The organism is Klebsiella sp. K5-204 (genome assembly GCF_030128585.1).
In the GTDB taxonomy this organism is placed as follows: Bacteria; Pseudomonadota; Gammaproteobacteria; order Enterobacterales; family Enterobacteriaceae; genus Klebsiella; species Klebsiella quasipneumoniae.
In genome coordinates, this window is record NZ_JAKUZS010000007.1 from 186,949 (window position 1) to 211,096 (window position 24,148).

Here is a 24,148-nt window from a genome sequence, read left to right on the forward strand (position 1 = left end):
GGTCTATTCCGTCTCGTTGTGGTTAGCCAGCATATAGCCGAAGCCCCTGACGGTGCGGATCCGCGATTTGCCAATCTTATCGCGCAGGTTGTGGATGTGCACTTCCAGGGTATTGGTCGCTGGCTCATTGTCCCAGCTGTAGATATCGTTGTAGAGGATCTCGCGATGTACCGGGCTGCCGGCTTTCATCATCAGTCGCGATAGCAGGGCATACTCCTTCGGCGTCAGATCCAGCGCCGTCTCACCGAGCCACACCTGGCGACGGGTGACGTTGAGGCGCAGGTCGCCGACGCTGATTTCGTTATCGCCCTGATTATTATGCCGACGGAGCAGGGCGCGAATGCGCGCGTTCAGCTCTTCCAGGGCAAAGGGTTTCACCAGATAGTCATCCGCGCCGGTGTCGAGACCGCTAATGCGATCCTCAAGGGTATCGCGGGCGGTGAGGATCAGCACCGGCTGAGTCATTTTCTCCCGTCGCATGCGGGCGAGAAAATGCAGGCCGTCTTCGTCCGGCAGGCCAAGATCGAGCACGATCAGGCTATAGTGATTGCTGGCCAGCGACAGCGCCGCTTCGTGCGCTGTGGAGACGCCGTCGCACACGTATCCTTCACTTTGCATCGCCAGGATTAACCCCTGCAACAGCAGCGCATCGTCTTCAATGACTAAGATTTTCATCAACCAGCCTCTCTACATGGCGTTAAAATATCATCTGCCGCCTGGTACTCGTGGGTGCTGACGCCGAGCAGGCCGAGCAGGGTGGAGAACAGATTATCCTGCGAGTAATTCTCTTTTTTCGCTCGCTGCTGCAGACACTGCGCGGAAATGCCGTAGCGTTGCTGGTAGTCGGCAGAGAGCCACATCACCATCGGCACGTGTTTCTGCGTATCGGGCGCGATAGAGTACGGCAGACCATGCAAATAGACCCCATCTTCCCCTAACGACTCGCCGTGGTCGGAAAGATAGACCAGGCTGGTAGTGAATTTGTCCTGTTTCGCCTGCAGGAGTTTTATCGCTTTATCCACCACGTGGTCGACGTACAGGATGGTGTTGTCATACGTGTTGGTCAACTGCTCCCGGGTACAGCCCTGGATCTCATTGGTGTCGCAGGTTGGGGTGAATTTTTTGAATTCAGCCGGATAGCGATTGTAGTACGTCGGCCCATGGCTGCCGATGGTATGCAGCACAATAATGCCATCCTGTTGCAGGTTATCGATATAGCTGTCGAGATGATGGAACAGCACGTCATCGTAGCACTCGCCGTCGATGCACTGCCCGGTTAGCTTCAGATCGGTCACGTTCTGATGCGGTACCCGATCGCAGGCCCCCTTGCAGCCGCCATCGTTGTCGTTCCACAACACCTGAATGCCGGCGCGCTGCAGAATATCCAGCACCCCTTCCTGATGATGGGCCAGCTCTTCGTCATAGTGCGCGCGCGGCATGTTGGAGAACATGCACGGCACCGAGACCGCCGTGGCGGTTCCGCAGGAGGTGGTGTGCGGGAAGTAGATCACCCCGTCCTGTTGCATCAGCGGGTTGGTGTCGCGCGGATATCCGCCCAGCGAGAAGTTGTCCGCCCGGGAAGTTTCGCCCAGCACCACAATCGTCAGGTTCTTACGGGGACCGTTATGCATCACCGGTTTCTGTTTGGCATCTTCGCCAATCTTCACCAGCGGCAGGTTGTCCATGCGATGGTGCGCATACCAGGAGTTCACCGCCACAATGCTGTTGGAGGGACTCAGGGATTTCACCAGCTCCTTGTTGTTGCGAAACAGCGAGGCATAGTCTTTATAAAAGAGGACGGCAATCAGGACGATCAGCAGCGCGGAGGCCACCATATTCACCAGGCGCCAGGCCACGCCGCGCCATAGCGTGGCCGGTTTACGAATTTTAACCCACCAGGCGACCAGCACCGCCAGCACCCCGGAGAGTCCAAGGACAACGATCATTTCGCCGGAGAGCAGGGCAAAGCTCTCCGCTGGGGTGGTGTCGAGGATGTTGGTGATCATGCTGCGGTCGATCACCACGCCGAAGCTCCAGATGAAGTACTGCGCCGATGCGCTGAGCAGAATAAAAAGGCTAATCACCAGCCGGTCAAGCTTGAGGAACGAGGCGAGGGTGGTGAGGATATTCATCACGCTGAATGCCACCAGCGGCATACTCAGAAACACCAGCGCGGTGTGCAGGTTGTTCACCGGCAGCAGCGTATACGCCTGGCGGTAGAAGGCGAGGTTAAGAAAAAGCCCGATATAGACCGCGAAAATAATCAGATAAGTCGTGCGGCTGACGACCGGCCGACGCAGAGGCAATAACGACATAGTACATACCCACAGGAAGAGATAAGGGTATAGTGCCAGCTCTGTTTTAAGACAACCTTAAGATTTTAAGGTGCGCCGAAAACCGAGCCTTCGGCGCGCAGGATCAGCCCGGCAGCTGGAGCGCTTTCTCCAGCGCCCCGCGAAGCAGCGCCCGGTCATGGCGATAGGGCACGTCGCTGGCTTCCAGCGGCGTCTGGATCACCAGCCGGTCGTCGATGCCGCTGATATCGGCTTTTGGGCCGGCGATGACTGCATCCACCACCCGCTTGCCCACGTAGCGCTCCATAATCGCGATGCGCTCCGCCAGCGAGAGCCTCGCGGCCGGGCTGTGCTCTTTGCCGAGGTTATCAATAAACACCATCGGCGCCGGAGTGCGGCGCAGCGCCTGGGCCATCTCGTCAAGCAGCAGGATCGGCAGCAGGCTGGTATAGAAACTGCCCGGGCCGATGAGGATCAGATCGGCTTCGGCGATGGCCTCTACCGCCTCGCGGGTGGCCGGTACCGGCGGGGTGAGCATCAACTCCTGCGGCACGCTATCCAGCTGATCGATATTCACTTCACCGTATACTTCATGGCCTTCATGATCGAGCGCCATTAAATCCACCGGTTGTTCCGACATCGGAATAAGAAAAGCGTCCACTTTGAGCAGGTTTCTGATCAAATTGATCGCTTCTAACGGCCGCACGCTGAGGTGATCCAGCGCCTTTAACATCAGATTTCCCAGGTTATGGCCGGAAAGCTCGCCATTGCCGCTAAAACGGTACTCAAACATCGCCGACGCCACGCTCGGCTCGGCGATTAACTGATTGATGCAGTTGCGCATATCGCCCCAGGCAATGCCGCCTTCCGAGCGGCGGATCCGCCCGGTGGATCCCCCGTTGTCGGTGGTGGTCACAATGCCGGTCAGCCGTGAGCCCAGCGAGGAGAGGGAGGACATCACCCGACCCAGACCATGCCCGCCGCCGAGCGCCACCACCCGATCCAGGTCAGCGAATGTACGATTGCGCATAGAAATTCCTTATTTCACATAAACGGCCACACACTACCCGATCTACCCCTAAAAGACGATGGGAGGAGCCCGACAAACTGACCGATATCAAGGCAAAAAGATGATTTATGGCTATTCTGTAACGAAAATGCACGAAGGTAGCGATATATACAAGAGTATATAGCGAAATCGCAAATGGCGAAACCGCCTGGAACGCGCTACTATCGGCATAACCTGTTAACACTCTAGCCTCTTCGCCTGTGTCAAAAGATATGGCGGTTTGGCCGCGACGCCGCCGGTTGTCGCCAGGGCGTGGGAAGAAATGACCGCGTCTCCCGTATTTGGAAAGGTGTATATGGCCTCACAGCTTACCGATGCATTCGCGCGTAAGTTTTATTACCTGCGTCTGTCGATTACCGATGTGTGCAATTTTCGTTGTACCTACTGCCTGCCGGATGGCTACAAGCCCGGCGCCGTCAATAACAACGGCTTTCTCAGCGTAGACGAAGTGCGCCGGGTTACGCGCGCTTTCTCCGCGCTGGGCACTGAAAAAGTTCGCCTCACCGGTGGGGAACCCTCCCTGCGCCGTGACTTCACCGAGATCATCGCCGCCGTGCGTGAAAACCCGGCGATCCGTCAGATTGCCGTCACCACCAACGGTTACCGCCTGGCGCGCGATGTCGAACGCTGGCGCGATGCCGGGCTGACGGCGATCAACGTCAGCGTCGATAGCCTCGACGCCCGCCAGTTCCATGCCATCACGGGCCAGGACAAATTCCACCAGGTGATGGACGGGATTGACGCCGCTTTCGCCGCGGGCTTTGACAAGGTGAAGGTGAATACCGTGCTGATGCGCGATGTTAACCATCACCAGCTTGATACCTTCCTCGCGTGGATCCAGCCGCGTCGAATTCAGCTGCGGTTTATTGAACTGATGGAAACCGGCGAGGGCAGCGACCTGTTCCGCCGTCACCATCTCTCCGGCATGGTGCTGCGCGACGAGCTGCTGCGCCGCGGCTGGATCCACCAGATCCGCCAGCGCAGCGATGGTCCGGCGCAGGTCTTTTGTCATCCGGACTACGCCGGCGAGATCGGCCTCATCATGCCGTACGAAAAAGACTTCTGCGCCACCTGCAACCGTCTGCGCGTCTCCTCCGTCGGCAAACTGCACCTGTGCCTGTTTGGCGAAGGCGGCGTCGACCTGCGCGACCTGATGGCCGATGATCGGCAGCAGGCTGCGCTGGAAGCGCGGATCGCCGAAGCCTTAACCCACAAAAAGCAGACCCATTTCCTGCATCAGGGCAACACCGGCATTACGCAGAACCTGTCCTATATTGGCGGATAATCGTATTCGAAAGGAGCATTCAGATGAGCCAGGCTAGCGCTGAGTTTATTCCGACCCGTATTGCTATTCTTACCGTTTCCAGTCGTCGCGGCGAAGAGGACGACACTTCCGGCCACTGGCTGCGTGAGGCGGCGCAGGAGGCGGGGCACCATGTCGTCGATAAGGCGATAGTCAAAGAGAACCGCTACGCCATCCGCGCCCAGGTATCGGCGTGGATCGCCAGCGATGAGGTGCAGGTGGTGCTGATCACCGGCGGGACCGGATTCACCGAAGGGGACCAGGCGCCGGAAGCGCTGCTGCCGCTGTTTGACCGTGAGGTGGAAGGTTTTGGCGAAGTGTTCCGCATGCTGTCGTTCGAAGAGATCGGCACCTCGACGCTGCAGTCCCGGGCGGTGGCCGGCGTCGCCAACCACACGCTGATCTTCGCCATGCCGGGCTCGACGAAAGCCTGCCGCACCGCGTGGGACAACATTATTGCCCCGCAGCTGGATGCCCGCACCCGTCCTTGTAATTTTATTCCTCACCTGAAGAAATAATTTATGTCACAACTGACCCATATTAACGCCGCGGGCGAAGCCCATATGGTGGATGTCTCCGGCAAAGCGGAAACGGTGCGCGAAGCGCGCGCTGAGGCTTATGTCGAGATGCAGGCGACGACCCTGGCGATGATTATCGACGGCAGCCACCATAAAGGCGACGTTTTCGCCACTGCGCGTATCGCCGGGATCCAGGCGGCCAAGCGCACCTGGGAGCTGATCCCGCTGTGCCATCCGCTGATGCTCAGCAAAGTGGAAGTCAATCTGCAGGCGCAGCCGGAACATAACCGGGTGCGCATCGAATCGCTCTGCCGCCTGACCGGCAAAACCGGCGTCGAGATGGAAGCCCTTACCGCCGCCTCGGTTGCCGCGCTGACCATTTACGATATGTGCAAAGCGGTGCAGAAGGATATGGTGATTGGCCCGGTGCGTCTGCTGGCGAAAAGCGGCGGCAAGTCCGGCGATTTTAAGGTGGACGAACGCCATGATTAAGGTTCTGTTTTTTGCCCAGGTGCGCGAGCTGGTGGGTACTGATTCGCTGACTCTCGACGCCAGCGACCTGGCCACCGTTGAGGCTGTGCGTCAGCAGCTTGCCGCTCGCGGCGATCGCTGGGCGCTGGCCCTGGAGGAGGGCAAACTGCTGGCGGCGGTTAACCAGACGCTGACCGCCTTTGACCATCCTGTCGCCAGCGGGGATGAAGTGGCGTTCTTCCCGCCGGTCACCGGAGGCTGACATGACGCAAACTCGTATCGTCGTTAGCCCGGCGCGCTTTAGCGTCGGCGAGGAGTATCCCTGGCTGGCCGAACGCGATGAAGACGGCGCGGTGGTCACCTTCACCGGCAAAGTGCGCAATCACAACCTCGGCGACAGCGTGAAAGCGCTGACCCTCGAGCACTATCCGGGGATGACCGAGAAATCGCTGGCGGAGATCGTCGACCAGGCGCGCGAGCGCTGGCCGCTGGGCCGGGTAACCATTATCCATCGCATCGGCGAAATGTGGCCGGGGGAAGAGATTGTGTTTGTCGGCGTCACCAGCGCCCACCGCGGCAGCGCCTTCGCCGCCGGCGAGTTTATGATGGACTACCTGAAAACCCGCGCGCCGTTCTGGAAACGCGAGGCGACGCCGGAGGGCGAGCGCTGGGTCGACGCCCGCGACAGCGATCGCCAGGCGGCAGAGCGCTGGTAGTGTGATACGCTTACAGAGTGAAACTTTGTTAATCAGGAGAGAGTCATGGACAGATATCCGCGTTCCGATTCAATAGTGCAGGGCCGCAGCGGCCTGCAGACTTATATGGCGCAGGTGTACGGCTGGATGACGGTTGGCCTGCTGCTGACGGCGTTTATCGCGTGGTTTGCGGCTAACACCCCGGCGGTGATGATGTTCGTCTTTTCGAGCAAAATCACCTTCTTCGGGCTGATCATCGCCCAGCTGGCGCTGGTGTTTGTGCTGTCGGGGATGGTACAGCGGCTGAGCGCCGGGATGGCGACCACCCTGTTTATGCTCTATTCGGCGCTCACCGGGCTGACGTTGTCGAGCATTTTTATCGCTTATACCTACTCGTCCATCGCCAGCACCTTTGTGGTCACTGGCGGGATGTTCGGGGCGATGAGCCTTTACGGCTACACCACTAAACGCGATCTGAGCGGCTTCGGCAGCATGCTGTTTATGGGGCTGATTGGCATCGTACTGGCGTCGCTGGTCAACCTGTGGCTGAAGAGCGAGGCGCTGATGTGGGCCGTGACCTACATTGGGGTGGTGCTGTTTGTCGGCTTGACCGCCTACGACACCCAGAAGCTGAAAAATATCGGCGAGCAGATTGATACCCGCGACAGCGCCACGCTGCGTAAATACTCGATCCTCGGCGCCTTAACGCTGTATCTGGATTTCATCAACCTGTTCCTGATGCTGCTACGTATTATGGGCAATCGCCGCTAACCTCTTTATATCAAGAGGTTGCATCTCCGAACGCCCGGCAAGCGCAGCGCCGCCGGGCAAGCTTGATTACCTTCCAGGCAACCCTGTTGCGCCGTTTTTTTGCCGGGTGGCGGCTGCGCCTGACCCGGCCTACAGGGTGTCGTTCATTTGTTCACCAGCCTTGCTGAAACTGCCGGTGCTGACGGCCTCAAAATCGCTGAGACGTTCCCGGAAGGCCGGGGCAGCCCGCATGGATGCGGGCTGAGGGCCGTGTTTTGCATGGATGCTGCCTCGGCCCGACCCGAAGCCTGCAGGGATAAGTCGAAGGGACCACGCAGTGGCGATTTTGCTGGCCGGAGCCCGGGGGTACAGGGGGCGGCGGCGACTGGCCGCCCCCTGTGCGCTCCCCGCGCCGTAAGAGACATAACGCAGAAGACTAGCCGGGAGCGCAAACTACGCTGAAGCCACAGATAACATAAACAACCACACGGCAGTGCTTCCCCTCTCCCGGAAACAGTCCGGCTGGCGTTCAGGCCCATGCAAGCGCAGCGCCGCCGGGCGAGACGTCAGGCGCGGTACCCGTGATGTTGCCGGGTGACGGCTGCGCCTTACCCGGCCTGGAGGACCCTCTCACAGGCTCACACCCCGTAGGCCCGCGCAAGCGCAGCGCCGCCGGACGAGACGCCAGGCGCGGTACCGGTGATGTTTCCGGGTGGCGGCTGCGCCTTACCCGGCCTGGAGGACCCCCCTCACAGGCTCACACCCCGTAGGCCCGCGCAAGCGCAGCGCCGCCGGGCGATTTCACTCGCGGGCCAGCTTGCGCTGGTTCTTTTGCCGCAGCTTTTTCGCCCGACTCTCCAGCAGCAGATAGGCCACCGTCGCCAGCAGCAGCGGCAGGAAATAATAGAGCGCGCGCCAGGCGAGGAGGGCGGCGATGATCGCCCCCTTCGAAATTTCTTCCCCGGAGAGCATGGCGATAAACACCGCCTCCAGCACGCCAATCCCGGCCGGGATGTGGATAATCACCCCGGCGATACTGCTCACCAGCAGTACTCCCAATACCAGGAAATAGTTAATCTCGCTACCCAACAGCAGCCAGATGATCGCCCCCATCGCCATCCAGTTCGCCGCCGAGACCCCCATCTGCAGCAGCGCGAATCGCCAGGAGGGCAGCACCAGCCGCTGGCCTTTGATCGTCAGGTGACGGCGTTTGGCGAACGCGCAGCCGAAGAGATAGCACAGCGTGAGAAATAGCATCGCTCCGCCGATAATCCGCAGGGTGGTCTGGCTGATGTACCAGTGCGACGGCAGCTTCACCAGATCCGCCGTAAAGATCACCCCACCGAGCAGGATATAGCCCAGCCAGTTGGTGGTGATGCTTAAGGAAAAAATACGGGTGATGGTGCTATTGTTCAGCCCCAGCCGGGAGTACAGCCGGTAGCGCATGCCGATGCCGCCGACCCAGGTGCTGAGGGTCAGGTTGAAGGCATAGCAGATAAACGACACCAGCATTACCTGGCGTTTCGCTAGCTTGTGTCCGCACCAGGCGCGGCCAAGCAGATCGTAGCAGCCGTAGATCAGATAGCTGACGATGACCAGCGCAATGGCGCTGAACAAGGCCAGCCGATCGTAGCCGCGGATCACCTTCCACACTTCCTGCCAGTCGACCTTCTGCGCGTAAATCACCAGCAGGACGATCACGGCGATAAAAAAGAGCACGGTCAGCACTCTTTTTGCCATCCGCCAGCGCGGGTGCGATTTGCTCATAGTGGATTATCCCTGGTAGGTGACTCGACGCGATCCTGCGTTTCAATCTCCGGCTGCACCGGCGGGCTGACCCTGGCCAGCCGCGGAGTATGGGCCGGCAGCCAGCCGACCCACGCCGGAAAGTGGCGCAGAAAGTGGAAGGCCATCACGCTCACCCCCAGCCGCCACCAGTTGCGTTTCGGCAGCATTGCTTTATCGATCCGCTGGCAATCCCGGGCGATAAGCCCGTTAAGGTTATCGCGCAGCGTCTGGTTAAACACCCGGTCGTGGATGATCAGATTGGCTTCCAGATTCAGCGACAGGCTGAGCGGGTCCAGGTTGCTCGACCCAACGGTGGCCCAGTGGTCGTCCGCCAGGGCGACTTTGCCATGCAGCGGACGGCGGCGATATTCGTAGATCTGCACGCCGCCTTTGACGAGGTAGTGATAGAGCAGGTGGGCGCCAAATTTCACAATTGGAATATCCGGTTCGCCCTGGACGATCAGCTTCACCCGCACCCCGCGCCGCGCGGCATTGCGCATCGCATGCAGCAGACGGTAGCCGGGGAAAAAATAGGCGTTCGCGATTATCACCTCCCGGCGGGCGCTGGTCAGCATCTTCAGGTAGTGGCGTTCGATATCGTCGCGGTGATCCTGATTATCGCGCCAGACGAACAGCGCCTGCGCCTCGCCGGGGGTCTGGTTGATCTCCGGCTGATGGCGACGACGGCGCCACCAGCGGCGGGCGGTTTCGCTGTTGGGCAGATTCTCCAGTTCGAACTGCAGAATATCGAGCACAACCGGCCCCTCGACCTGCACCGTGTAATCCTGCTTCGCCTCCGGGCCATAGTCGCTCATATGTTCGGCGGAGTAGTTAATGCCGCCGACAAAGGCGGTGGTGTCGTCGATCACCACGATTTTACGGTGCATGCGACGGAACAGGTTAGTGCGCATTCCCATCAGCTTAGGGCGCGGATCGTAATAGCGGAAAATCACCCCGGCGGCGGTCAGTTCGCCGACAAACTCATCGCTAAGATCCGGCGAGCCGTAGCCGTCAAGCAGCACTTCCACCTGGATGCCGCGGCGGGCGGCCTTCAGCAGAACCGCGTGCAGCTGTCGGCCGACCTCATCTTCAAACCAGATAAAGGATTCGAGGATCACCCGCCGGCTGGCGCGACCGATGGCCGCAAACAGCGCCGGATAGTACTGGTCGCCGTTCTCCAGTAGCGTAATGCGGTTGCCTTCCTGCCAACGACATTTCACAAATGAATCTCCACGCTAAGGGGTGCATGATCGGACAGATGCCGCCACTGTTTGAGGGCCAGCGCCTTCGGGCGGCTGGCGTGGGCGTTCTTGACGTAAATGCGATCGAGGCGCAGCAGCGGAAAACTGACCGGAAAGGTGCGCGCCGGGCGTCCGCGGGCGCGGGTAAAAATCTCTTCCAGCCCCGCCTGGGCTTTTAACGGCTGGTTAGCCTGCTGACGCCAGTCGTTAAAATCCCCGGCCACCACCACCGGCTCGCCGGCGGGCAGGGTGTTGACCCATTCCGTCAGCATCCCCAGCTGCGCCTGCCGCTGGTCGGCACGCAGTCCGAGATGAACGCAAATGACGTGAATCGTGACGCCGCTCTGAGGCGGCACGATGCGGCAGTACAGCAGGCCGCGTTTCTCCCCGTTGCCGACCGAGATATCGCGATTCTCATAGTATTCAATCGGGAAGCGCGACAGCACGGCATTGCCATGGTGACCTTCCGGATAGACCGCGTTGCGCCCATAGGCGTAGTCGCTCCACATGGTGTCGGCGAGAAATTCGTAATGGGTCGTATCTGGCCAGTTTTCGATATGCAGCGGGTGAACTTCATGAGCGCCCATCACTTCCTGCAGGCAAACTATGTCAGCACTGACGCTGCGAACGGCTTCGCGCAGCTCGGGCAAAATAAAACGCCGATTAAACGCCGTAAAGCCTTTATGGGTGTTAATTGTCAGCACGTTCAACGAAAATCCCGACGTTGGCTCAGCCATAATTCTCCAGTAAATGTCACTTTCCTGAATAAAATAGTGTAGTAGACGTCACAAAAAGATGCGGTGTTACGGAATTTTCCGTAAAGTGCGGTACTCTGAGTAGCAGAGAAAAATCCTTCAGGAGAGAAGCCATGAAGTGGCAACAACGTGTACGCGTCGCAACAGGTCTTAGTTGCTGGCAGATTATGTTGCATCTACTGGTCGTGGCAGTGCTGGTGATGGGATGGATGAGCGGCGCGCTGGTGCGCGTCGGATTAGGGCTGTGCGTCCTCTACAGCGTCACGCTGCTGGCGATGCTGTTTCTGCAGCGTCATCACGAGGCGCGCTGGCGCGATGTGGGAGACTTCCTTGAGGAGCTCACCACCACCTGGTACTTCGGCGCCGCCATGATAGCGCTGTGGCTGCTGTCGCGCGTGCTGCACAACAACCTGCTGCTGGCCCTCGCCGGGCTGGTGATACTGGCAGGCCCGGCGGTGGTCTCGCTGCTGGCGAAAGATAAAAAATTACGCAATCTTTCTTCGGAACATCGCATACGCCGCTGAGCCGGTGGTGGCCGCTATGACCAGTAGCGGCCACAAACTTCCCCACACAATCTCCAGACTCGCATCCTTCAGATAAATTTGCTTGGTGATATCGGTAAAGTGGCGGATCGGGTTTATCCAGGTCAGATCCTGGAGCCACTGCGGCATGTTTTCCACCGGTGAAACGTAGCCGGAGAGAAGAATCGCCGGCATCATAAAGACGAACACGCCGATAAACGCCTGCTGCTGCGTGGCGCACAGCGATGAGATTAATAAGCCAAAGCCCACCAGCGATAGACCGTAAATCACCATGGTGAAATAGAACAGCAGCAGCGAGCCGGCAAACGGGATCTGATAGGCCCAGATACCAATCGCCAGCACAATAGTCGCCTGCAGGGTGGCGACGATCAGCGCCGGCACCGCTTTACCAACAAAGATTTGCCAGGTGGCGAGAGGCGAGACCAGCAGCTGATCGAGGGTGCCCTGCTCGCGCTCGCGGGCCACCGACAGCGAGGTGACGATCATCACCCCGATGGTGGTGATCATGGCGATGAGCGACGGCACCACGAACCACTTGTAGTCGAGATTCGGGTTATACCAGTTGCGCACCACCAGTTCGCTATTGTTCGGCTTCGCTTTGTCCTCCAGCAGTTCCTGCTGGTAATTTTTCACGACCTGCTGCAGATAGTTGGCGGCGATTTGCGCGCTGTTGGAGTTGCGCCCGTCGAGCAGGAGCTGCAGCGGGGCGGTTTGATAGTTGTCGAGGTTGCGTGAGAAATCCGCCGGGAAGCGCACCACCAGCAGGGCTTTTTGTTCATCGATGGTCGGCTGGATCGCCTGCGGGCTTTTCAGCAGCAGGACGTGGGTAAAGGCTTTGGCGCGGGCAAAGCGCTGAGTGAGTTCCACCGCGTGGCGACCGCTGTCCTCGTTATAGATGGCGATGGTGGCGTTGGTCACCTCCAGCGTCGCGGCAAAGGGAAACAGCAGCACCTGAATCAGCACCGGCATGATTAAAATCGCCCGCGTCTGCGGTTCGCGCAGCAGCGACTGCAGCTCTTTGCGGATCAATGTCCATAAACGGTGAAACATAATAGCTCCTTTGGCCCATTCAACAACGCCGGGCGGCACTGCGTACGCCCGGCCTACGGGTTCGGCGAACCGTATAATCGATGTTGGTTAAACCGTAGGCCGGGTCAGCGCAGCGCCACCGGGCAAAACCTAATCCAGACGCCGTTTGGTTTTCAGCCACGTCAGGCCGATAAACATCACCGCCGAAGCAATCAAAAACAGCACATTCACCAGCAGCACCACCGGAATATTGCCCGCCAGAAACAGGCTTTGCAGGGTGTTGACGAAATAGCGCGCCGGGATCACATAGGTCACCGCGCGGATCACCGCCGGCATGCTGTCTATCTGGAAAATAAACCCGGACAGCATTATCGACGGTAAAAAGGCGGCGTTCAGCGCCACCTGCGCTGCGTTAAACTGGTTGCGGGTGATCGTCGAGATCAGCAGTCCCATCCCCAGGGTGCTGAGCAAAAACAGACTGGTGATGACAAACAGGATCGGCAGCGAACCGCGATAGGGGACGCCGAGAATAAACACCGACACCAGCATACACAGCAGCATCGCCAGCATGCCGAGGAAGTAGTAGGGGATGAGCTTGCACAGCAGCAGTTCAGCGCGGGTGATCTCCGTCGACAGCAGCGCCTCCATGGTGCCGCGCTCCCATTCGCGGGCCACCACCAGCGAGGTCAATATGGCGCCGACCACGGTCATGATAATGGTGATCGCCCCGGGGATAATAAAGTGCTGGCTGATGGCCGCCGGGTTAAACCAGTAGCGCATCTGCACGTCGATCAGCGGTTCAAAGGTCTCGCCGCGGTCTTCCGCCCGCTGCTGCTGCCAGATCTGCCAGATACCCTCCACGTAGCCCTGGGCGAAGTTAGCGGTATTGGGCTCGCTGCCGTCGGTGATGAGCTGGAGCGGCGCAGTGGCGCCGGGGCGGGCCATCTGGCGGTCGAAGTCCACCGGAATGACCACCATCGCGCGGATGCGACCGGCCTGCATCAGCTCAATTAGCCGCTGGCGATTGTCACTGACGGTGGCGTCGATATAGGGCGATCCGGTCATGGTATGCACGAAGTCCAGCGCCTCTTCGCTCTGCTGCTCCAGCAGAACCCCCACCCGCAGCTTGCTGGAGTCGAGGTTAATGCCGTAGCCGAAGATAAACAGCAGCAGCAGAGGGATCACCACCGCAATCAGCCAGCTGCTGGGATCGCGGACGATCTGCCGGGTCTCTTTGACGCACAGGGCGCGGACCCGCCGCCAGGAGAGGAGATTACTGCTCATGGCCATTCTCCTTATCCCAACGGTTAATCAGAGTAATAAACGCCTGCTCCATGGTCGGGTCCGTCTGGTTGTCATCCGCCGCCTGGGCCTTCAGCGCGTCCGGGGTGCCGCTGGCGATAAGCTTGCCGTGATAGACCAGCCCAATGCGGTCGCAATACTCCGCTTCATCCATAAAGTGAGTGGTGACCATCACCGTCACCCCTTTATCCACCATGCTGTTGATATGCAGCCAGAACTCGCGACGGGTGAGGGGATCGACCCCGGAGGTGGGTTCGTCGAGAAAAAGAATGTCGGGCTCATGCATCAAGGAGCAGGCCAGCGCCAGCCGCTGCTTATAGCCGAGCGGCAGCTCGTCGGCGGCGTGGCGGGCGATGCTGTTCAGACCGAAGGCATCGCTCATGCGGGCAATTTTGTCATTTTGCGCCCGGCCGCGCAGGCCGTAGACCCCGGAGAAAAAGCGCAGGTTCTGCTCGACGCTGAGGTTGCCGTACAGCGAAAATTTTTGCGCCATATAGCCCAGATGCTGACGCGCCTTGCCGGAGCTGACCTTGAGATCCATCCCCAGCACCAGCGCTTTGCCGGAGGTGGGCACCAGCAGGCCGCACATCATTTTGAAGGTGGTGGATTTCCCTGCGCCGTTGGGGCCGAGCAGGCCGAAGATCTCGCCGCGCTTGACCTGGAAATCGACGTGGTCGGTGGCGGCGAAATCGCCAAATTTTTTAGTCAGCGACTGCGCCTCAATCACCGTTTCGTCTTTGCTGCCGTCAACGCGATGGATAATCGCCCCCAGCGGCGATTCGGCGGTCCCGGCGCCGCCGAGCAGGTCGATAAAGGCGTCTTCAAAGCGCGGCGCGGTGTCGGTCACCTGCAGCGATGGCATATCGTCATGTTGCTGAACCTCATCGATGCGCGCCTCCTTTTTCAGGATCAGACGCACCGATTTGCCCTGAATCACGCCGTCGCTAACCTGCGGCAGCTTCAGCGCCCGCTGCAGCAGGCGGCGGTTGTTCTCCTGCGGGCTGGAGACCAGAAAGCTGCGCCCGGCCATGGTTTGCGTCAGGGCCGTCGGCTCCCCTTGATAGAGCAGTTTGCCTTCGTTCATCAGCAGCACATCACGACACTGCTCGGCTTCATCGAGATAAGAGGTGCTCCACAGGATCAGCATGCCGTCGCCGGCCAGCTCGTGCACCATCTGCCATAGCTCGCGGCGAGAGATCGGATCGACGCCGACGCCGGGCTCATCCAGCAGCAGCACCTTCGGGTCACCCACCAGGGTACAGGCGAGCCCCAGCTTTTGCTTCATGCCGCCGGAGAGCTTGCCCGCCAGCCGCCCGGTGAACGGGCCAAGGGCGGTGAATTCCAGCAGGCGGTCGAAAATTTTCTTCCGCGCCTCGCCGGTAACGCTGCGTAGATCGGCGTACAGGGTGAGGTTTTCCATCACCGTCAGATCTTCATACAGGCCGAACTTCTGCGGCATATAGCCGAGCACCGCGTGCAGAGCGCTGTCGTCTTTTAGCGGATCAAAGCCAATCACCCTGGCGCTGCCCTCATCAGGCTTAAGCAACCCGGCGAGCATCCGCATGAGGGTGGTTTTCCCTGCGCCGTCGGGGCCTACCAGTCCCGTGACGTAGCCGGCGCGGATCGTACAGGTCAGCGGGGCCACCGCTGGCCTGTCCATCCCGGGGAAACGGCGGCTCAGGCCGTTTAAGGCGATGACGGCCTCACTCATGTCCGTTCCCGTTGTCAAAGGAGACGGTCACCGGCATCCCCTGGCGCAGCGCGCCGTCGGCGTCGGTTACCACGATGCGCAGACGGTAGACCAGATCGGTGCGCAGGTCCGGCGTCTCGACAGTCTTCGGCGTGAACTCAGCGCTCGGCGAGACAAAGCCGATTTTGCCGTGATAGGGCTTATCCGGCCGGCTGTCGGTATAGAGCAGCACTGCTTGTCCCGGCTGCGCCTGGCCAAGGTTTTTCTCGTCAACGTAGGCGCGGACCCATACTGGATGGGTCAGGGAGAGGGTTAGCACGGTGCCGCCGGCGTTGAGCATGGTGCCGGGCTCGACGGCGCGGGTCATCAGCGTGCCGTCGGAAGGGGCGGTCAGCACGGTGTCGTGCAGGTCCAGTTTAGCCTGGGCCAGCGCCGCCTGCGCCTGTTCGAGGCTGGCTTTGGCCTGGGCTATCTCCTGCGGACGATTGCCGGCGCGGTATTGACGCAGTTTATCCTGCGCTGACTTCAGCGTTGCCTGCGCCTGGTCGCGCGAGGAGCGGGCGTTCTCCAGATCGTTGGCGGAAATGGCGCTGCTGGCGCGTAAACCCAGCTGGCGCTGATAAAAGTTTTGCGCGTAGTCGTAAGCGGCCTGCGCCTGATTCACTGCCGCCGCGGCCTGGGCAATCTCTTCCGAGCGGTAGCCGGCCATCATCAGGTCATACTGCGCCTGGGCGGTGGAGACGTTGGCCTGCGCCTGCAGCAGGGCGTTTTCATAGGGGGCACGGTCAAGCTCGCCGAGGGTTTGCCCGGCGCGGATGCTGTCGCCTTCGTCGACGGTCAGCGAGGCCAGTCTGCCGCCGACGCGGAAGCTCATATTGACGGTGCGGATATCGACATTGCCATACAGAGTCAGCGGCTGCTGCCGGCTGCTCTGGTACCACCACCAGCCGCCGCCCAGCGCGGCGAGAAGAATCACGATCAGCAGAATGACGACGACGGGTTTTTTCATCAGCCCAAACTCCTTTGCGATAACCCATGCAGAATGAAATCGATATGACAGGTAATGACCTCAAAAATCTGTTCGGTTTTTTGCGCGTCAAACTGCGTCCAGCCGGTGCGCAGCAGGATGGTTTCACGCCCGAGACGGAAAGCGAGCACCTCGCCCAGCAGGGCGTGGGTATGGAGGATCATTTGCGTATCACCGGCATCGCGACCCGTCCAGGCGGCGATCAGCCGGGTGAGATAGTGGTGCAGGGGGGCGATCACCTGCTGGTGGATCAGATGGTACGCGGCGGTGGGCGCCAGCTGTTCCCGGGAAATAAATTTGCTCAAGTTGACCGTATCATCCTGGGTCAGCAGCAGAATCATGTTATGGCAGGCGCTGAGGATGAGGGCGCGGATCGCCTGGCGATCCGGCGACTCTCCGGCGAGCAGGGCCTCCGCCGCTTCGGCGTGCGGGCGAAAATTGTCACCGATAAAATCGGCGATCCACTGGCCGCAGGCGAGATACAGGTCGTCTTTCGAGCCAAAATAGTAGGTGATAGCGGCGATATTCTGCCCGGCCTGGGCGGCGATATCGCGGGTGGTGGCATGCTGGCCGTACTCGCCAAACTGGGCGATAGCGGCCGCGATAAGCTGGCTTTTTGCCTGTTCGCCTTTGCTGGTCATCGCGCTCTGAAAAAATTAATCAATCGATTGATTAACTTTAGGCGCCGACTGGCGGTTTGTCCACCAGCCTGGACTAAATATGAAAACCGTCTTCCTGTAGCTCCCCGGCGACCCAGGCGAAGAAGCGCTGGACCTTTTCCTTCTGTTCATTGGCGTGGGGAAGGACGAAGTGGTGCGCGCCGACCGGCATACTCCGCTCGTCGGCAAACACCGGCGTCAGCTGCCCCTGACGCACGTGGCCGCCGGCCAGCAGATTGCTTTCCAGGATCACCCCCATCCCCATCCGGGCCGCCTCGATGCTCATGTACGACCGGTCGAAATTAAAGATAAAGTTTTTGTGCCAGCCGCGGACCTTGTGCCACGACAGCCAGTTGCTCCAGTTAATTAAGGTGCTGTCGGAATGGATCAGATCGCAGGCCAGCAGATCTTCCGGGGCGCGAACCGCATGGCGGGCTAAATAAGAGGAGGCGCTGTAGGGCAGGACGCACTCATTTTTAATGGTCCTGACCAGCAGCGTCGGCCACTGCGACAGCCCGTGGCGAATATCGATATCAATATTATCCCGGGAGAACTGAATGCTTTCGTAAGAGCAGGTCAGGCTAATTTTTAGCTCCGGCCATGCCTGACGGAATTTATTCAGCCGCGGCATCAGCCACAGCAGGCCGAAGCTCGGCGCTGAGTGAATGCGTAAATAATCCTGATGAATATCGTTGATCACCTGGCTGGTGGCCTGGCCAATCATATTCAGCGCTCCGGAGACCTCTTTGAGATATTTTTCTCCCACTGCGGTTAACATCACGCCTTTGCTGCTGCGGGAGAACAGTTTTTTTCCCAGCAAGTGCTCCAGACTGGCTATCTGGTGGCTGACCGCCGAGGCGGTAATGTTGAGGTTCTCTGCGGCCAGGTTGAGGCTGCCGGTTGCGGCGACTTCAATAAAAGCCTGGATATTGCGTAAAGAGGGCATCGGCAGATTTTTATTGGGCAGCGGTTGACTCATGGCGGCATCCTGCGCGGGGCGCGAATAAAAGAAAATGGCGAACAGCGTGGCGCAGCCGTGATGAACAGCATAGGGAAAAGCGAAAATAACCTTTTAATTTGTGATGGGCTTAACAATTTATCTCGTTAAAATCGCGCCTCTCAGTAAAGGCTAAAATTTGCGGGGAGTCACTAACTCAATTTTTCTCAATCATAATTGAGCTTTTTTGAATACCTTTTCATTTTTGGGTTGTTATATTCCCCTCACAGGCCTGATCACAAACTGCGATGCGCTTGGATCGCAATAATAAAACACCTAACCACCTGTTTCGCTGTGCGAAAAGACATGTCTCTCTTGTTGCGCCAGGGCGCGTGAAACGCGGCGATCCCTGGCGGCAACCTACGGCGAAGTGGAAGAGGTATAAGATGAGGAAACCCTATGTCACGTATAGATACGCTGGTCTGTACTGACGCCAGGAAAACAAAATATCGTTTTGTGGTTTTGACGATGATTTTCCTGGTGTATGCCATCAATTACGCCGACAGAACGAACATCGGCGCGGTACTGCCGTTTATCATTGATGAATTTCATATCAATAATTTTGAGGCCGGAGCGATTGCCAGTATGTTTTTCCTCGGCTATGCGGTCAGCCAGATCCCGGCCGGCTTTTTCATCGCCAGACGCGGCACTCGAGGGCTGGTTTCGCTATCTATTTTCGGCTTCTCCGCTTTTACCTGGCTGATGGGCACGGTGAGCTCCGTATTTGGCCTGAAGCTGGTGCGGCTGGGCTTGGGACTAAGCGAAGGTCCCTGCCCGGTGGGGCTGGCGTCGACGATAAACAACTGGTTTCCGCCGAAAGAGAAAGCCACGGCAACCGGCGTTTACATCGCGGCGACCATGTTTGCCCCGATTATCGTGCCGCCGCTGGCGGTGTGGATTGCGGTGACCTGGGGCTGGCGGTGGGTCTTTTTCTCCTTTGCTATTCCCGGGATCGTAGCAGCGATAGCGTGGTACCTGTTGGTGAAGTCAAAGCCCGCGGAAAGCGGATTCGTATCTCCAAGCGAACTGGCAGAGATTAATGCCGGGCGGGACAGCCATCATAATGACGGTGTACGTGAAAATATATTAATCGCCGATCGCTTCACCTGGCTGGATAAAATTATCCGGGTGAAAAAAATGCCGCCTGTGGATACGGCGAAGGGATTATTTACCTCAAAAAATATTCTAGGAGACTGCCTCGCATATTTTATGATGGTCAGCGTGTTATATGGATTATTAACCTGGATCCCGCTGTATTTAGTGAAAGAGCGCGGTTTCGATGTGATGAGTATGGGGTTCGTGGCCAGTATGCCGTGCATCGGCGGCTTTATTGGCGCGATTGGCGGCGGATGGATTTCGGATAAATTATTAGGCCGTCGGCGTAAACCAACCATGATATTCACAGCGGTATCAACCGTAGTCATGATGTTAATTATGCTGAATATACCGGCAAGCAGCCTGGCGGTCTGTATTGGTTTATTCTTTGTCGGTTTCTGTTTGAATATCGGCTGGCCGGCTTTTACCGCCTACGGTATGGCCGTTTCGGACAGCAAAACCTATCCGATCGCCTCTTCCATTATTAATAGCGGCGGCAACCTCGGCGGATTTGTGGCGCCGATGGTGGCCGGTTTCTTACTGGATAAAACGGGGAGCTTTAATTCTGTCTTTACCTATTTTGGTATCTGCGCCGCAATCGGTTTGGTGGTGATTCTTTTCCTCGATGAGCCACAATAACGAAAATAGATCCTGTTAATTAATATGACGTAATGTCATGGAGTGAAACTATGTTATTAAAAGATAAAGTCGCCATTATTACTGGCGCGGCCTCCGCACGCGGTTTGGGTTTTGCGGCCGCGAAATTATTCGCCGAAAACGGCGCGAAAGTGGTCATTATCGACCTCAATGGCGAAGCCAGTAAAACCGCCGCGGCGGCGCTGGGCGAAGGCCATCTCGGCCTGGCGGCGAACGTCGCCGACGAAGTGCAGGTGCAGGCGGCCATCGAACAGATTCTGGCGAAATACGGCCGGGTCGATGTGCTGGTCAATAACGCCGGGATCACCCAGCCGCTGAAGCTAATGGACATCAAGCGCGCCAACTATGACGCGGTGCTCGATGTCAGCTTGCGCGGCACGCTGCTGATGTCACAGGCGGTGATCCCCACGATGCGGTCGCAAAAATCCGGCAGCATCGTCTGCATCTCGTCCGTTTCCGCCCAGCGCGGCGGCGGTATCTTCGGCGGTCCGCACTACAGCGCGGCAAAAGCCGGCGTGCTCGGCCTTGCGCGGGCGATGGCGCGCGAGCTTGGCCCGGACAACGTCCGCGTTAACTGCATCACCCCGGGGCTAATTCAGACCGACATTACCGCCGGCAAGCTGACGGACGACATGACGGCCAATATTCTTGCCGGCATTCCGATGAACCGCCTCGGCGACGCGGTGGACATCGCCCGCGCCGCGCTGTTCCTCGGCAGCGACCTCTCTTCCTACTCCACCGGTATCACCCTGGACGTTAACGGCGGCATGTTAATTCACTAAGCGAGGCACAGAGATGAACATCACCGAATCACAAAAAGTCGCCGCGGCGGCGTGGCGTATCCGCCGCTATGCCCTGCAAATGGGGGAAGTTCAGGGGCAGGGCTATATTGGCCAGGCGCTGGGGTATGCCGATGTGCTGGCTACCGCCTTCAGTTACGCCATGACCTATCGCCCGGAAGATCCTGAGTGGGAGGGGCGCGATCGCTTCCTGCTTTCTCATGGCCATTACGCTATCGCTTATTATGCCGCGTTGCTGGAGGCGGGCATTATTCCGGAAGCGGAACTGGAAACCTACGGCTCCGACGACAGCCGCCTGCCGATGTCCGGCATGGCGACCTACACCCCGGGGATGGAGATGTCCGGCGGCTCGCTGGGGCAGGGGCTGTCTATCGCCGTCGGCATGGCGCTCGGCCTGCGGCAGAAACAGAGCAAGACCTGGGTCTATAACTCGATGTCCGATGGGGAGCTGGATGAAGGTTCGACCTGGGAAGCGGCGATGTCGGCGGCTCACTATGGCCTGACCAACCTGATTAACCTTGTCGACGTCAACAAACAGCAGGCCGACGGCGATTCACGCAAAATCCTCGGCTTTGAGCCGCTGCAGGATAAATGGGCCGCCTTCGGCTGGTACGTGCAGCGCGTGGACGGTAACGATCTGTCGGCGGTGATGGCCGCCTTTGACAACGCGAAAAGTTATTCCGGCAACCAGCCGCGGGTCATTTTATGCGACACGCTGATGGGCAAAGGGGTGCCGTTCCTCGAAACCCGCGATAAGAACCATTTTATTCGCGTCGATGCCGACGAATGGCAAAAAGCGATTGCGGTGCTGGACGCTAACAAACCGGAAGGAGTGCTGTAATGAGCCAGAGTAAACCCCGTTTAAAAACGTCGGCGATGATCGCTTCGATTGCCGATGAAGGCCAGGCCACCGTCTCTGCGCCCTTCGGCGTCGCGCTGTCGAAACTCGCGGCGCAGCGCCCGGCGATCGTCGGTATGACAGCGGACCTGTCAAAATATACTGACCTGCATATTTTCGCCCAGGCCTTCCCGGATCGCTTTTTCCAGATGGGAATGGCGGAGCAACTGCTGATGGCGGCGGCGGGAGGCATGGCGAAGGAGGGATTTATTCCCTTCGCCACCACCTATGCCGCCTTTGCGACCCGTCGCGCCTATGATTTTATTCATCAGGTGATCGCTGAAGAGCATCTGAACGTCAAGATTTGCGCGGCGCTACCGGGCCTGACGACCGGCTATGGCCCCAGTCATCAGGCCACCGAAGATCTGGCGATCATGCGTGGTATCCCTGGAATGGTCATCGTCGATCCCTGCGATGCGCTGGAGATTGAGCAGGCGGTACCGGCCATTGCCGATCATCATGGCCCGGTTTATATGCGCCTGCTTCGCGGGAAGGTGCCGCTGGTGCTGGATAAATACGACTATCAGTTCGAACTGGGCAAAGCGAAGCTGCTGGAGGACGGCAACGACGTGTTGATTATCTCCTCCGGGCTAATGACCATGCGCGCGCTGGAGGCGGTTGAAAAGCTGCGGGACGATAATATCAGCGTGGCGGTCCTGCACGTGCCGACCATCAAACCGCTGGATGAACAAGCGATTATTGAACAGGCGTCGAAGCCGGGTCGCCTGGTGGTCACCGCCGAAAACCACACCGCGGTCGGCGGGTTAGGAGAGGCGGTGGCCGCCCTGCTGATGCGCAATGGGGTTCGCTGCGAGCTGGATACCGTAGGGCTGCCTGACGCGTTCCTGTTAGCCGGCGCGCTGCCGACCCTCCACGATCGCTACGGCATCTCCACCGCGAAGATCGTTGAAAAAATTAAGTATCGTCTGCGTTAACCGCGCTGCGGCGACCCGCCTGGCCGCTGAGCGCCCTCAGCGGCCTTCTTCCCCCCGCCAGCCAGGGGCGGCATTCTTTTGCAGATTTTATGCGGCCTGTCACAAAATCTGCTAGACTGCGCCCCTTCATGGCATTGTGGTTTTTGCCATCTCTTATCGCAATAATCTCCCTGAAAACTACGCCCTTCACCGGGCCGGGGCGGTTCGGAGTTGTTATGTCTTTTGATTCCCTTGGCCTGAATCCCGATATCCTGCGCGCTGTCGCTGAGCAGGGCTACGTTGAGCCGACCCCTATCCAGCAGCAGGCGATCCCGGCGGTACTGCAGGGCCGCGACCTGATGGCCAGCGCCCAGACCGGCACCGGTAAAACGGCGGGCTTTACTCTGCCGCTGCTGCAGCGCCTGATCCAGAACGAGCCGCACGCGAAGGGTCGTCGCCCGGTGCGCGCGCTGATCCTGACCCCGACCCGCGAGCTGGCGGCGCAGGTGGGCGAGAACGTGCGGGATTACAGCAAATATCTGAATGTTCGCTCGCTGGTGGTGTTCGGCGGCGTGAGCATCAACCCGCAGATGATGAAGCTGCGCGGCGGCGTCGATATCCTCGTCGCCACCCCGGGCCGTCTGCTGGACCTGGAACACCAGAACGCCGTCAGCCTCGATAAAGTGGAAATCCTCGTACTGGATGAAGCGGACCGCATGCTGGATATGGGCTTTATCCATGACATCCGCCGCGTACTGGCTAAACTGCCGCCGCGTCGGCAGAACCTGCTGTTCTCGGCGACCTTCTCCGACGAGATCAAAGGCCTGGCTGAGAAATTGCTGCACAACCCGCTGGAAGTGGAAGTGGCGCGTCGCAACACGGCCTCCGAGCAGATCACCCAGCACGTCCATTTTGTTGACAAAAACCGTAAGCGCGAGCTGCTGTCGCAGCTTATCGGCGAAGGCAACTGGCAGCAGGTGCTGGTCTTTACCCGCACCAAGCATGGCGCCAACCACCTCGCGGAGCAGCTCAACAAAGACGGCATCCGCAGCGCGGCGATCCATGGCAACAAGAGCCAGGGGGCGCGTACCCGCGCGCTGGCCGACTTTAAATCCGGCGGCATTCGCGTGCTGGTGGCGACCGATATCGCCGCCCGCGGTCTGGATATCGAAGAGCTGCCGCACGTGGTGAACTACGAGCTGCCGAACGTGCCGGAAGATTATGTCCACCGTATCGGCCGTACCGGTCGCGCCGCGGCCACCGGCGAAGCCTTGTCGCTGGTGTGCGTGGATGAGCACAAGCTGCTGCGCGATATCGAGCGCCTGCTGAAGAAAGAGATCCCGCGCATTGCGATTGCCGGCTATGAGCCGGATCCGTCCATTAAAGCCGAGCCTATCCAGAACGGTCGCCAGCAGCGCGGCGGCGGTCGTGGTCAGGGTCAGGGACGAGGCGGCCAGGGTCAGGGGCGCAGCGGACAGCCGCGCAGCCAGAGCAGCGCCCCGCGTCGTCAGGACGGCGAGGCGCCGAAAGCGCGCACTCAGGACGGCAAACCGCCGCGCCGCCGTCGCCCGCGTAAACCGGCTGGCGAATAACAGGCTGATGCCCGGACCGCGAGAATGCGGTTAAGCACGGCTCAGGCCCGTCTGTCCGCTAC

Annotated in this window: 25 protein-coding genes and 1 riboswitch; of the genes, 13 read left to right on the forward strand and 12 right to left on the reverse strand. The window is 59.2% G+C overall.

Translation table 11 applies throughout. The annotated features are described in order from the left end of the window. Positions 1 to 3 precede the first annotated feature (3 nt). The 3 genes from pmrA to yvcK all read right to left on the reverse strand — a co-directional run bounded on the left by pmrA (position 4) and on the right by yvcK (position 3,324). Positions 4 to 675 carry a two-component system response regulator PmrA gene (gene pmrA / locus MKR05_RS19055; RefSeq protein WP_023288918.1) on the reverse strand — a complete coding sequence of 224 codons (672 nt, stop codon included), beginning with the start codon at positions 673 to 675 and terminating at the stop codon, positions 4 to 6. Beyond that, positions 675 to 2,315 (reverse strand): phosphoethanolamine transferase EptA, encoded by a 1,641-nt coding sequence (eptA, locus tag MKR05_RS19060; RefSeq protein ID WP_050532957.1) that lies wholly within the window; start codon positions 2,313 to 2,315, stop codon positions 675 to 677. The genes pmrA and eptA overlap by 1 nt, the downstream gene beginning before the upstream one ends. A 103-nt stretch (positions 2,316 to 2,418) precedes the next feature. Beyond that, the gene (gene yvcK, locus MKR05_RS19065; RefSeq protein WP_023288920.1) at positions 2,419 to 3,324 is read right to left on the reverse strand and encodes a uridine diphosphate-N-acetylglucosamine-binding protein YvcK; all 906 of its coding nucleotides are present in this window, start codon (positions 3,322 to 3,324) and stop codon (positions 2,419 to 2,421) included. Positions 3,325 to 3,532: 208 nt separating this feature from the next. Next, positions 3,533 to 3,671, forward strand: a riboswitch (molybdenum cofactor riboswitch). Between yvcK and moaA the strand changes: the two genes are divergently transcribed. The 6 genes from moaA to MKR05_RS19095 all read left to right on the forward strand — a co-directional run bounded on the left by moaA (position 3,659) and on the right by MKR05_RS19095 (position 7,121). Then, entirely contained in the window at positions 3,659 to 4,648 is a 990-nt protein-coding gene (gene moaA / locus MKR05_RS19070; protein ID WP_017900173.1) for a GTP 3',8-cyclase MoaA, read from the forward strand. It overlaps the preceding riboswitch by 13 nt. A 23-nt stretch (positions 4,649 to 4,671) precedes the next feature. Further along, positions 4,672 to 5,184: a molybdenum cofactor biosynthesis protein B gene (moaB, locus tag MKR05_RS19075; protein WP_023288921.1), complete on the forward strand. Its 513-nt coding sequence runs from the start codon at positions 4,672 to 4,674 to the stop codon at positions 5,182 to 5,184. A 3-nt stretch (positions 5,185 to 5,187) separates the two neighbouring features. Beyond that, positions 5,188 to 5,676 (forward strand): cyclic pyranopterin monophosphate synthase MoaC, encoded by a 489-nt coding sequence (gene moaC / locus MKR05_RS19080; protein WP_004886142.1) that lies wholly within the window; start codon positions 5,188 to 5,190, stop codon positions 5,674 to 5,676. Beyond that, the gene (gene moaD, locus MKR05_RS19085; RefSeq protein WP_023288922.1) at positions 5,669 to 5,917 is read left to right on the forward strand and encodes a molybdopterin synthase sulfur carrier subunit; all 249 of its coding nucleotides are present in this window, start codon (positions 5,669 to 5,671) and stop codon (positions 5,915 to 5,917) included. The genes moaC and moaD overlap by 8 nt, the downstream gene beginning before the upstream one ends. A gap of 1 nt (position 5,918) precedes the next feature. Further along, positions 5,919 to 6,371 carry a molybdopterin synthase catalytic subunit MoaE gene (moaE, locus tag MKR05_RS19090; protein WP_023288923.1) on the forward strand — a complete coding sequence of 151 codons (453 nt, stop codon included), beginning with the start codon at positions 5,919 to 5,921 and terminating at the stop codon, positions 6,369 to 6,371. A gap of 45 nt (positions 6,372 to 6,416) precedes the next feature. Further along, entirely contained in the window at positions 6,417 to 7,121 is a 705-nt protein-coding gene (locus MKR05_RS19095) for a Bax inhibitor-1/YccA family protein (RefSeq protein WP_032455204.1), read from the forward strand. A gap of 780 nt (positions 7,122 to 7,901) precedes the next feature. Here the strand turns inward: MKR05_RS19095 and MKR05_RS19100 are convergent. The 3 genes from MKR05_RS19100 to MKR05_RS19110 are packed head-to-tail and all read right to left on the reverse strand — an operon-like array spanning position 7,902 to position 10,866. Next, on the reverse strand, positions 7,902 to 8,867 hold the full coding sequence (locus MKR05_RS19100; protein WP_023288925.1) for a lysylphosphatidylglycerol synthase domain-containing protein: 966 nt from the start codon (positions 8,865 to 8,867) through the stop codon (positions 7,902 to 7,904). After that, positions 8,864 to 10,108, reverse strand: coding sequence for a cardiolipin synthase ClsB (gene clsB, locus MKR05_RS19105; RefSeq protein ID WP_023288926.1), 1,245 nt, complete (start codon positions 10,106 to 10,108; stop codon positions 8,864 to 8,866). Before clsB ends, MKR05_RS19100 begins: the two co-directional genes overlap by 4 nt. After that, positions 10,105 to 10,866: an endonuclease/exonuclease/phosphatase family protein gene (locus MKR05_RS19110; RefSeq protein ID WP_023288927.1), complete on the reverse strand. Its 762-nt coding sequence runs from the start codon at positions 10,864 to 10,866 to the stop codon at positions 10,105 to 10,107. The genes clsB and MKR05_RS19110 overlap by 4 nt, the downstream gene beginning before the upstream one ends. A 131-nt stretch (positions 10,867 to 10,997) precedes the next feature. Here MKR05_RS19110 and MKR05_RS19115 point away from each other — a divergent pair, with 131 nt between their 5' ends. Then, the gene (locus MKR05_RS19115; protein WP_012542390.1) at positions 10,998 to 11,408 is read left to right on the forward strand and encodes a YbhQ family protein; all 411 of its coding nucleotides are present in this window, start codon (positions 10,998 to 11,000) and stop codon (positions 11,406 to 11,408) included. On the opposite strand, the gene MKR05_RS19120 is transcribed toward MKR05_RS19115, so the two are convergent. From MKR05_RS19120 to MKR05_RS19145, 6 genes are all read right to left on the reverse strand, one after another. Next, on the reverse strand, positions 11,370 to 12,476 hold the full coding sequence (locus tag MKR05_RS19120) for an ABC transporter permease (RefSeq protein ID WP_023288928.1): 1,107 nt from the start codon (positions 12,474 to 12,476) through the stop codon (positions 11,370 to 11,372). The two genes, MKR05_RS19115 and MKR05_RS19120, sit on opposite strands and share 39 nt — an antisense overlap. 129 nt (positions 12,477 to 12,605) lie before the next feature. Beyond that, positions 12,606 to 13,739 carry an ABC transporter permease gene (locus MKR05_RS19125; RefSeq protein WP_023288929.1) on the reverse strand — a complete coding sequence of 378 codons (1,134 nt, stop codon included), beginning with the start codon at positions 13,737 to 13,739 and terminating at the stop codon, positions 12,606 to 12,608. Then, positions 13,729 to 15,468, reverse strand: coding sequence for an ATP-binding cassette domain-containing protein (locus MKR05_RS19130; protein ID WP_023288930.1), 1,740 nt, complete (start codon positions 15,466 to 15,468; stop codon positions 13,729 to 13,731). The genes MKR05_RS19125 and MKR05_RS19130 overlap by 11 nt, the downstream gene beginning before the upstream one ends. Beyond that, positions 15,461 to 16,456 (reverse strand): secretion protein HlyD, encoded by a 996-nt coding sequence (hlyD, locus tag MKR05_RS19135; protein WP_023288931.1) that lies wholly within the window; start codon positions 16,454 to 16,456, stop codon positions 15,461 to 15,463. The genes MKR05_RS19130 and hlyD overlap by 8 nt, the downstream gene beginning before the upstream one ends. After that, positions 16,456 to 17,115: a transcriptional regulator CecR gene (cecR, locus tag MKR05_RS19140; protein ID WP_023288932.1), complete on the reverse strand. Its 660-nt coding sequence runs from the start codon at positions 17,113 to 17,115 to the stop codon at positions 16,456 to 16,458. Before cecR ends, hlyD begins: the two co-directional genes overlap by 1 nt. 73 nt (positions 17,116 to 17,188) lie before the next feature. Beyond that, positions 17,189 to 18,112, reverse strand: a complete 924-nt coding sequence (locus MKR05_RS19145) for a LysR substrate-binding domain-containing protein (protein WP_065812177.1) — start codon at positions 18,110 to 18,112, stop codon at positions 17,189 to 17,191. On the opposite strand from MKR05_RS19145, the gene MKR05_RS19150 reads away from it, so the two are divergent. The 6 genes from MKR05_RS19150 to rhlE all read left to right on the forward strand — a co-directional run bounded on the left by MKR05_RS19150 (position 18,104) and on the right by rhlE (position 24,086). After that, positions 18,104 to 18,241 (forward strand): hypothetical protein, encoded by a 138-nt coding sequence (locus tag MKR05_RS19150; RefSeq protein ID WP_032428692.1) that lies wholly within the window; start codon positions 18,104 to 18,106, stop codon positions 18,239 to 18,241. The genes MKR05_RS19145 and MKR05_RS19150 overlap by 9 nt on opposite strands. A gap of 288 nt (positions 18,242 to 18,529) precedes the next feature. Continuing rightward, entirely contained in the window at positions 18,530 to 19,864 is a 1,335-nt protein-coding gene (locus MKR05_RS19155; protein WP_064158105.1) for an MFS transporter, read from the forward strand. A 50-nt stretch (positions 19,865 to 19,914) separates the two neighbouring features. Then, positions 19,915 to 20,664, forward strand: a complete 750-nt coding sequence (locus MKR05_RS19160) for an SDR family NAD(P)-dependent oxidoreductase (RefSeq protein WP_044521813.1) — start codon at positions 19,915 to 19,917, stop codon at positions 20,662 to 20,664. Positions 20,665 to 20,677: 13 nt separating this feature from the next. Next, complete coding sequence (locus tag MKR05_RS19165) at positions 20,678 to 21,523, forward strand: transketolase (protein WP_072421344.1); 846 nt, start codon at positions 20,678 to 20,680, stop codon at positions 21,521 to 21,523. Then, a complete protein-coding gene (locus MKR05_RS19170; protein ID WP_050532951.1) occupies positions 21,523 to 22,515 on the forward strand; it encodes a transketolase family protein in 993 nt (330 codons plus the stop codon). The genes MKR05_RS19165 and MKR05_RS19170 overlap by 1 nt, the downstream gene beginning before the upstream one ends. A 215-nt stretch (positions 22,516 to 22,730) precedes the next feature. Next, on the forward strand, positions 22,731 to 24,086 hold the full coding sequence (gene rhlE / locus MKR05_RS19175; protein WP_044521817.1) for an ATP-dependent RNA helicase RhlE: 1,356 nt from the start codon (positions 22,731 to 22,733) through the stop codon (positions 24,084 to 24,086). Positions 24,087 to 24,148: the final 62 nt, after the last annotated feature.

Coding starts and splice junctions, on each gene's coding strand:
- pmrA (WP_023288918.1), bottom strand. CDS start 675: ATGAAAATCTTAGTCATTGAAGACGATGCGCTGCTGTTGCAGGGGTTA.
- eptA (WP_050532957.1), bottom strand. CDS start 2,315: ATGTCGTTATTGCCTCTGCGTCGGCCGGTCGTCAGCCGCACGACTTAT.
- yvcK (WP_023288920.1), bottom strand. CDS start 3,324: ATGCGCAATCGTACATTCGCTGACCTGGATCGGGTGGTGGCGCTCGGC.
- moaA (WP_017900173.1), top strand. CDS start 3,659: ATGGCCTCACAGCTTACCGATGCATTCGCGCGTAAGTTTTATTACCTG.
- moaB (WP_023288921.1), top strand. CDS start 4,672: ATGAGCCAGGCTAGCGCTGAGTTTATTCCGACCCGTATTGCTATTCTT.
- moaC (WP_004886142.1), top strand. CDS start 5,188: ATGTCACAACTGACCCATATTAACGCCGCGGGCGAAGCCCATATGGTG.
- moaD (WP_023288922.1), top strand. CDS start 5,669: ATGATTAAGGTTCTGTTTTTTGCCCAGGTGCGCGAGCTGGTGGGTACT.
- moaE (WP_023288923.1), top strand. CDS start 5,919: ATGACGCAAACTCGTATCGTCGTTAGCCCGGCGCGCTTTAGCGTCGGC.
- MKR05_RS19095 (WP_032455204.1), top strand. CDS start 6,417: ATGGACAGATATCCGCGTTCCGATTCAATAGTGCAGGGCCGCAGCGGC.
- MKR05_RS19100 (WP_023288925.1), bottom strand. CDS start 8,867: ATGAGCAAATCGCACCCGCGCTGGCGGATGGCAAAAAGAGTGCTGACC.
- MKR05_RS19110 (WP_023288927.1), bottom strand. CDS start 10,866: ATGGCTGAGCCAACGTCGGGATTTTCGTTGAACGTGCTGACAATTAAC.
- MKR05_RS19115 (WP_012542390.1), top strand. CDS start 10,998: ATGAAGTGGCAACAACGTGTACGCGTCGCAACAGGTCTTAGTTGCTGG.
- MKR05_RS19120 (WP_023288928.1), bottom strand. CDS start 12,476: ATGTTTCACCGTTTATGGACATTGATCCGCAAAGAGCTGCAGTCGCTG.
- MKR05_RS19125 (WP_023288929.1), bottom strand. CDS start 13,739: ATGAGCAGTAATCTCCTCTCCTGGCGGCGGGTCCGCGCCCTGTGCGTC.
- MKR05_RS19130 (WP_023288930.1), bottom strand. CDS start 15,468: ATGAGTGAGGCCGTCATCGCCTTAAACGGCCTGAGCCGCCGTTTCCCC.
- hlyD (WP_023288931.1), bottom strand. CDS start 16,456: ATGAAAAAACCCGTCGTCGTCATTCTGCTGATCGTGATTCTTCTCGCC.
- cecR (WP_023288932.1), bottom strand. CDS start 17,115: ATGACCAGCAAAGGCGAACAGGCAAAAAGCCAGCTTATCGCGGCCGCT.
- MKR05_RS19145 (WP_065812177.1), bottom strand. CDS start 18,112: ATGAGTCAACCGCTGCCCAATAAAAATCTGCCGATGCCCTCTTTACGC.
- MKR05_RS19155 (WP_064158105.1), top strand. CDS start 18,530: ATGTCACGTATAGATACGCTGGTCTGTACTGACGCCAGGAAAACAAAA.
- MKR05_RS19160 (WP_044521813.1), top strand. CDS start 19,915: ATGTTATTAAAAGATAAAGTCGCCATTATTACTGGCGCGGCCTCCGCA.
- MKR05_RS19165 (WP_072421344.1), top strand. CDS start 20,678: ATGAACATCACCGAATCACAAAAAGTCGCCGCGGCGGCGTGGCGTATC.
- MKR05_RS19170 (WP_050532951.1), top strand. CDS start 21,523: ATGAGCCAGAGTAAACCCCGTTTAAAAACGTCGGCGATGATCGCTTCG.
- rhlE (WP_044521817.1), top strand. CDS start 22,731: ATGTCTTTTGATTCCCTTGGCCTGAATCCCGATATCCTGCGCGCTGTC.